8 protein-coding genes and 1 pseudogene are annotated in these 6,878 nt (G+C 42.1%); all 9 read left to right on the top strand.

Annotated features, from left to right (window positions below):
- The first annotated feature begins 2 nt into the window (after nucleotides 1–2).
- Nucleotides 3–530, top strand: coding sequence for a prepilin peptidase (locus AB4496_RS22190; protein WP_372131982.1), 528 nt, complete (start codon nucleotides 3–5; stop codon nucleotides 528–530).
- 39 nt (nucleotides 531–569) lie between these two features.
- Nucleotides 570–1,919, top strand: coding sequence for an ATP-binding protein (locus AB4496_RS22185; RefSeq protein ID WP_102257764.1), 1,350 nt, complete (start codon nucleotides 570–572; stop codon nucleotides 1,917–1,919).
- Nucleotides 1,912–2,661, top strand: coding sequence for a Flp pilus assembly protein CpaB (gene cpaB / locus AB4496_RS22180; protein ID WP_009847499.1), 750 nt, complete (start codon nucleotides 1,912–1,914; stop codon nucleotides 2,659–2,661). Before AB4496_RS22185 ends, cpaB begins: the two co-directional genes overlap by 8 nt.
- Before the next feature lie 8 nt (nucleotides 2,662–2,669).
- Nucleotides 2,670–4,127 (top strand): type II and III secretion system protein family protein, encoded by a 1,458-nt coding sequence (locus tag AB4496_RS22175; RefSeq protein ID WP_102257765.1) that lies wholly within the window; start codon nucleotides 2,670–2,672, stop codon nucleotides 4,125–4,127.
- Nucleotides 4,117–4,386, top strand: a complete 270-nt coding sequence (locus AB4496_RS22170; protein ID WP_032555265.1) for a hypothetical protein — start codon at nucleotides 4,117–4,119, stop codon at nucleotides 4,384–4,386. Before AB4496_RS22175 ends, AB4496_RS22170 begins: the two co-directional genes overlap by 11 nt.
- Nucleotides 4,387–4,400: 14 nt before the next feature.
- Nucleotides 4,401–5,666 (top strand): Tad domain-containing protein, encoded by a 1,266-nt coding sequence (locus tag AB4496_RS22165; protein ID WP_009847496.1) that lies wholly within the window; start codon nucleotides 4,401–4,403, stop codon nucleotides 5,664–5,666.
- A gap of 2 nt (nucleotides 5,667–5,668) precedes the next feature.
- Nucleotides 5,669–6,097 carry a TadE/TadG family type IV pilus assembly protein gene (locus AB4496_RS22160; RefSeq protein ID WP_009847495.1) on the top strand — a complete coding sequence of 143 codons (429 nt, stop codon included), beginning with the start codon at nucleotides 5,669–5,671 and terminating at the stop codon, nucleotides 6,095–6,097.
- A complete protein-coding gene (locus tag AB4496_RS22155; RefSeq protein WP_009847494.1) occupies nucleotides 6,097–6,597 on the top strand; it encodes a TadE/TadG family type IV pilus assembly protein in 501 nt (166 codons plus the stop codon). Before AB4496_RS22160 ends, AB4496_RS22155 begins: the two co-directional genes overlap by 1 nt.
- 1 nt (nucleotide 6,598) lies before the next feature.
- Nucleotides 6,599–6,878 (top strand): annotated as a pseudogene (locus tag AB4496_RS22150) (type II secretion protein); the annotation flags it as partial.

Here is a 6,878-nt window from a genome sequence, read left to right as displayed (position 1 = left end):
TGATAAGTGAATCTCTGGTTTTTTGGGTGCTATTAATTGTTGTTTCAGTCTTCGATGTGAAAGAAAATCGGATACCAAATAAAGCTCTGATTTTATTTGTATTACTGTACTTTATTTTATTGATTAATGGCGGAATTTCTTGGGATTCACTTACGACTTCTTTAGTTGGCGCTGCAACCTTTTTCTTTTCAGGGCTTTGTTTATATTTTTTACGAGCAATGTCTGCTGGTGATGTAAAGCTATTGGGTGTGATAGGCCTGTATGTCGGTTGGGGTAATTTGCTTGATATTTCTTATTATATTCTCATTGCCGCAGGGATAATCGCTACATTTTACTTGCTCTATAATAGTGCAAACAGTGAATCTCTGACCGTTAGAAACTATTTTGAAGAAAAACTAATGTTAGTTAGTGGAATGTCAACCAGAACAAAGAATGTGTCTACGGTTCATTCTCGGTATTCAAATAAGGTGACGATGCCTTTCGCACCTTCAGTTGTTATAGGCTTAGCGATGTATAGCTATTTTACGTAATTTAAATTGAATCATTATTCGATGTGTTGGAGAGAACATATGGATATTAGTGGGATACCGTCCCCGAGTAATTTAAAGCCTCAAATATCAGCTCCTGTGGTTCCTACATCCATTGAAATGCTTGGTGTACCTGAGGTTGTGATTGAAAATTTATTACTCAAACACCTGTCCGCTTACCCTAAGTCAGATGTATTGGATCTATCTAACTATTTATGTGTGGTTACACATATTGTAGAAAATGGACTTGCGGTACTTAGACAAAAATCATTCATTGAAGTTTTTCAACCAACTTCAGCTTTAACGTTAGACTCATCTTCACACAGCCATGTCCGTTATTCACTGTCTGAAAAAGGCATAGAAGAAGCGGATTTAGCTTTCACTCGAGATGCTTACTTAGGACCTGTTCCTGTATCTCTCTCTCAATATAGCAATATTGTGAATCAACAAGATTTGCGCTCTGAATTGGTTACTCGACCGCATGTTGAAGCGGCTCTTAGTGACGTCTACGGAGTCGACAGAATGATATCAGTGTTGGGACCTGCAATTAATTCCGGCAGGGCTCTACTTCTTTATGGGCATGCTGGTACGGGGAAAACGTTTGTAGCAACACGTATCGTCAATGCTTTGCATACTTCGGTGTTTATCCCTTATGCCGTTTACGCCTTCGGTAATATTATTAAAGTTTTTTCTACGCAACATCATAAACCGCTAGACAGTAACGGTAGTGAAACATTGGTTTCTCTCAAAGATCAGTACGACAAGCGTTGGCTCAATTGTGAAAGACCCAATATCCAGGTGGGTGGAGAGTTGACCATGGATATGCTCGAAGTTAATCATTCTGAGAACAGCCGAGTTTGGCTAGCGCCTTTACAAGTGATGGCAAATAATGGGATTTTGGTTATTGATGACCTCGGGCGTCAACCAATGCCAGTGGACAACCTCCTTAATCGCTGGATTGTACCTATGGAGCACTACTTCGATTACTTATCGTTACCGAATGGACAGCAAGTTACGATGCCATTTGTGCTCACACTCGCTTTCTCTACCAACTTAAACCCGGATAAGATCAGTGACCCAGCGTTCTTGCGTCGGTTGGGTTATAAAATTGAATTTAAACCTCTTTGCCAACGAGACTATGAAGCTTTATGGATGAGTGTCGTTTCTGATAAAGGGGTAGAACTTCAAGATGGTTTTTTTGAGCGATTGTCTCAAATGCACACGCTATACAAAGTGCCGCTTTTCCCTTGCTTACCTAAAGATCTCGCTGGTATTAGCAAAGATATTCTTTCATTTGAGCAACTCCCGCCCGTTATTACTTTCGATATTCTTTCCATGGCATGGGAAGTCTATTTTACCTCTGATGGACACGAGGAAGAAAATAATGAATAAGAGTCAGGTATTCCTATTGTTTTTACTGTCCGTAGTATTCGGCTTAGCGGCTGTATTTTTTGCTAAGCAATGGATGGATAACCAAGTTCAACCGACGATCGAAGTTGAAGAGGTTGAACGTCACCCGGTTGTAGTCGCATCTCAAGAAATTGAAGCTGGAACCGTAATTGAAGATCAGTACTTAACGACGAAGCTGATGGAAGTGGATTGGATCAATGAAAATAATTACTCAGATCAAAACGAGCTAATTGGAAAAGTTGTCGCCAATACTATCTACGCAGGAGAGGTGCTTCATAAGTTGCGCTTTACCGTTCCTGGTGAAGGTTCAACACTCGCTGCGTTGATTCCTGAAAATAAGCGAGCAGTAACTATTCGAGTCGATGATGTTATTGGTGTGGCAGGGTTTCTATTACCAGGAAACAAGGTCGATATTCTTAATACCGTTTCCTATGGCAAAAACTCTGCGGCGACTCGAACAGTGTTGAAAGATATTAAAGTGTTAGCAGTAGACCAAACAGCAAGAACCAAAGAAAACAGCCCTATCATAGTTCGAGCGGTAACACTTGAGGTGACCCCAAAAGATGCAGAGAAGCTTCTTACGGCGAAGAGCAAAGGCAGTATTCAGCTTACCTTAAGAAACCCTCATGAGGTTGATAAAAAAGTCGTTCGTCGATACGTGCCTAGACCCAGTGTCACCATTATCAAGGGTACGGAAACATCCAGTGTGCGCGTCAAGGATTGAGGTGAGATATGAGAATTATATTAGCGTTATTTTTGAGCCTGATTTGTTTTTCGACCGCAAGTGTTGCTGCATTGCAAACGGGAAAAACAGTGACGGTTCCACACCATAAATCTACACATGTGGTGTTATCCGGCAAAGCGAGCAAGGTTTCACTTGGTGATCCTGATGTTTTGGATATCGTAATTTTAAAATCTAACGAAGTGTTTTTGATTGGTAAAAAGTTAGGTGCGACAAATCTGATGGCTTGGGATTCACGAGGACAGTTGATTGAGTCGATTAATATCGAGGTCACTCATGACTTAAATAGTTTGAAGTCCAAGCTGTATGAGTTTCTTCCTGATGAGACTATAGAGGTTCACAGCGCGCAGAATCGTTTGTTACTGAGTGGGCAAATTAGCAACCAACAGAAGATGAATGTTGCCATGCGAATTGCTGAAACTTACGCAGCAGGGCAAGCTGCAGACGACTCTAAAGAGAGTGGTAGTGAGCAAGTTGCTGCCACCGGAGTCATCAATTTAATGTCGATTGGTGGCGCTCAACAAGTCATGTTAGAAGTGACGGTCGCCGAGGTTCAGCGAAGCTTAGTGAGAAAGTTCGATGCCAATTTCCACTTCTTCCAGACCAGTGGCTCTAACTTTTCATGGGGTGCATCATCGGTTCCTGCTGGTGTATTAGGGGCTACGCCTGTCTTTGATATTCCAACCTCTACTGATTACGGGATTTTAGGCTCGTTCATTGATAGTAATACCCTGTTTACATTCGCCCTGGATGTAGCAAAACAGAATGGTGTAGCGAAAGTATTAGCTGAACCTAACTTAACCGCATTAAGTGGATCTAAGGCTGAGTTTTTAGCGGGTGGTGAATTCCCTATCCCTGTGCCAGATGAAGATGGTATTACGATTGAATATAAAGAGTATGGGGTCGGTCTGAAATTTATCCCAACGGTTCTGAGTGATAAAAAGATCAATCTAAACTTGGCTGTGGATGTGAGTGAAATTGCGAACAGCAGTTCATTGACTATCGACCCTGGTTCGACGAATGCGACGTATTTCATCCCTCCAATCACACGTCGAAGTGCCTCTTCTACGCTTGAACTTGCGGATGGACAAACTATTGGTATTGCGGGGCTTCTGAGTGAAAACGTGCGGGACGTCAGTAACAAAATGCCAGGTATTGGGGATGTGCCAATTTTAGGTCAGCTCTTCAATAGTCAAGAGTATGTATCTGGCGAAACAGAGCTTGTCATTCTTGTTACGCCTAGGCTCGCTAAACCCGTAGACAGAAGCAAAGTCACACTGCCAACTGATGCCTTTGTTGACCCGAATGACCTGGAATATTACTTGTTAGGTAGAAGCGCTTATATTGCTGAGCCTTCTGATTCTGAAGACAACAGTAATGTAAGTTCTTCTAAACCTATCACACCAACTGATGGTGGTAGTGAAGGTTCATTCGGTCATGATTTGTAAGGAGATAGATATGATTAGAACAATGATGGTCTTTCTCGCACTGGTATTAGTTGGTTGTGCGAATGACGCGCCTTTAGGGCAGTCGGTTGTTCAGTTGAAAGTGGAACAAACGTACAACCCGAACGCGACTCAAGAGAACTTGGAAGTTTTACCTGATGGGACTGGTGAGCGTATGCAAGCTAGTTATGACAGCTATGTGGGCAAAGGTGATGAGGATCTTTCCGGAAATAATAGCCAGGTTTTACAAAGCTTTAATTAGCGTGGAGGTACTTTATGTCGTATCAAGTATCAAATAGTCCCAAGAAGCAGGGAGGTTTGGTGGTCATCTTTGTGACCATTGCGTTACTCGTATTCCTTGCGGTGTCTGCTTTGGCGGTGGACATCAACCATATGCTAGTGAATAAAACGCGCTTACAGAATGCGGTTGACTCCGCTGCATTGGCTGCAGCCACTATATTGGATAACAGCAAAGACCAGGCTGCGGTATCTGCAGAAGTTACATCAACATTGAATGCTATGGCGGGAGCTTCTGGTAATCATGAATTTAATTTTTCTACAGCAGTGGTAAGTGTTGAATACTCCAATGACCCTCAAAGTTTTGCGGGGACAACTACGTTTGGTGCTGATGATGATGTTTATGTTCGCGTTAATGTTAGTTCACTGGATATGGATGAATTTTTCATTCAGATGTTTGGTTTAGCTAAAGATGTATCGGCAACAGCGGTTGCTGGGCCTAGTTCTGGACTGCAAGTCGTCAACAACATTGTACCTATTGGAGTATGTATTGGTGATGGAACTTCAGATAATGACATCAATGAAGACGGCTATGATGATGCGACCGGTGAAGCAATTACCAATGTATTTGGCTATGAAGTAGGAACCGTTCATGCTCTAAAAGTGGGTGATAAAAAACTGTCACAAATGGGGAATGGTAACTATCACTTGCTGGACTTTGGGTCTGGGGGAAAAACAGTAAAAGAGGCGTTGGCTGGTTATTACGACTACTCCGTAGCTATTGGCGATAGTGTCACTACCAAGCCCGGGGGAACTGTCGGCCCCACTGCTGATGGGTTGAACACTCGCTTTGGTGATTATGGTGGTGGTTTATCAAGTTCAGCTTATCCTTCTGATTATGTCACTACCGAGCCTAACTCCCAAATTAAGATAGATAAAAAAACGGGCGACATTAATTTTGATGGCTCTTATACCTATGCTCAATATGAGTCAGACACAAACGCATGTATTACAAACAATGGTTCGGGTTGTGTTTCTGGTGGTACAGCATGGCGACGCATTCTTCCAATTCCGATGGTCGATTGTTCGGGTAAAAGTGGTGGAGTAACCAGTTTTACCGTGCAGAAAATAGGGTGTTTCTTCTTATTGCAAAAGGCACCAAGTAACAATTCAGGAACCCCAGCAGTATTTGGTGAGTTTATACATTCTTGTAGTGTCGCTGGTGGCTCTGGTGGTTCTGAATCATCAACTGAAGGTCCATACAAAATTGTTTTGTATAAAGACCCTGATGGGGGAGGCTCTTAGTTATGAATAGGAAATTAAACAAGCAGCAAGGTCTCGCAGCTATTGAAATGATGATTGCAACACCAGTTTTATTGTTTTTCTTAGTGTTGGTTCTTGAGTTGGGAAACATTCTAATTCATTACAATGTGATATCTAAATCGGTTCAAAATGGGGCTCGATACGCAGTTAGCGAAGTTTATGGAACACAAGGTGGAGCATTGGCGCCGACTGCGGAAATTCAAAACATCGTGGTTTACGGGAAAAACACGGTAGGTACAGCCATACTTTCTAGTCTTGCAACTTCTGATGTGGTTGTTACTCCTCCCACTGCGGACAGTTATGTGAGAATAACGGTGAATTATGAGTATGTTCCTCATTTCTTATCTGTCCCATTTTCATCTGAAAGTTTATCAATTCCCTTGAGTGTGTCGTCCGTGATGAGGGTTTTTTGATGGAGTCAATCAAGAAACATAGCGGTTTAGCCATCATCGAATTTACGATTGTTTCTTGGTTGGTGTTTTTGCTGATTTTTCTGATTCTAGCTTTAGGGGCTTACGTATTTTCATTGCAGATTGTTAATGAGGCGACCAGAAAAGCAGCTAGGTTAGCGACCGTTTGTTACGTGCTAGATCGCGATAACATTGCGGGGGTTGTCGTAGAAGACATACCACTACTAGGCTTTAGTGATAGTAATTTGGAGGTCGCGTACTTAGATGCTTCTGGCGTTGAAATTACTTCTGATTTCGAAGCGAACCTGAGTGCGATCAAGTTTGTTAGAGCAAGAGCTATAGGTTATGGCATTCAACTGATCAGTAACCTAAGCTTTTTAGGGGCCAATGGTTTTCTTACTGCCCCTGCGTTTGAGACAATTTTACCAGCTGAGAATTTGGGTGTGATAAAGGCTGAAACAAATACTAGGACAAGGTGTCCGGAACCAGTACAGGGTGGGTAGTATGGGCGAAGCAATTGATATTTTACCAAGTGAAGACGATGCGATTCGCCTTAAAACCAACTTGAATGTATGGCTTATCTATAGCAACGAAAAATTTCATGCACATATGAGACAGCAATTAAAACGCTGTCGAAATGTTCATATCGACTCTTTTTCTTTGCTAGGTATGACTGAAGAGTATGTGAAAAATATAGATGCTCCCGATCTTATTTTTGTTGAAGCAAGTGGTGGTTGGGCTCAGAAAATGGTGGATCTTCAAAGCTACAACCTACAGTTAGAAG

The sequence above is a fragment of the Vibrio sp. 10N.222.46.A1 genome (assembly GCF_041473595.1).
GTDB lineage: Bacteria > Pseudomonadota > Gammaproteobacteria > Enterobacterales > Vibrionaceae > Vibrio > Vibrio tasmaniensis_A.
The sequence above is the reverse complement of the archived record's forward strand: the minus strand, read 5'-3'. Positions and strand labels throughout refer to the sequence as shown.

Coding starts and splice junctions, on each gene's coding strand:
- AB4496_RS22185 (WP_102257764.1), top strand. CDS start 570: ATGGATATTAGTGGGATACCGTCCCCGAGTAATTTAAAGCCTCAAATA.
- cpaB (WP_009847499.1), top strand. CDS start 1,912: ATGAATAAGAGTCAGGTATTCCTATTGTTTTTACTGTCCGTAGTATTC.
- AB4496_RS22175 (WP_102257765.1), top strand. CDS start 2,670: ATGAGAATTATATTAGCGTTATTTTTGAGCCTGATTTGTTTTTCGACC.
- AB4496_RS22170 (WP_032555265.1), top strand. CDS start 4,117: ATGATTTGTAAGGAGATAGATATGATTAGAACAATGATGGTCTTTCTC.
- AB4496_RS22165 (WP_009847496.1), top strand. CDS start 4,401: ATGTCGTATCAAGTATCAAATAGTCCCAAGAAGCAGGGAGGTTTGGTG.
- AB4496_RS22160 (WP_009847495.1), top strand. CDS start 5,669: ATGAATAGGAAATTAAACAAGCAGCAAGGTCTCGCAGCTATTGAAATG.
- AB4496_RS22155 (WP_009847494.1), top strand. CDS start 6,097: ATGGAGTCAATCAAGAAACATAGCGGTTTAGCCATCATCGAATTTACG.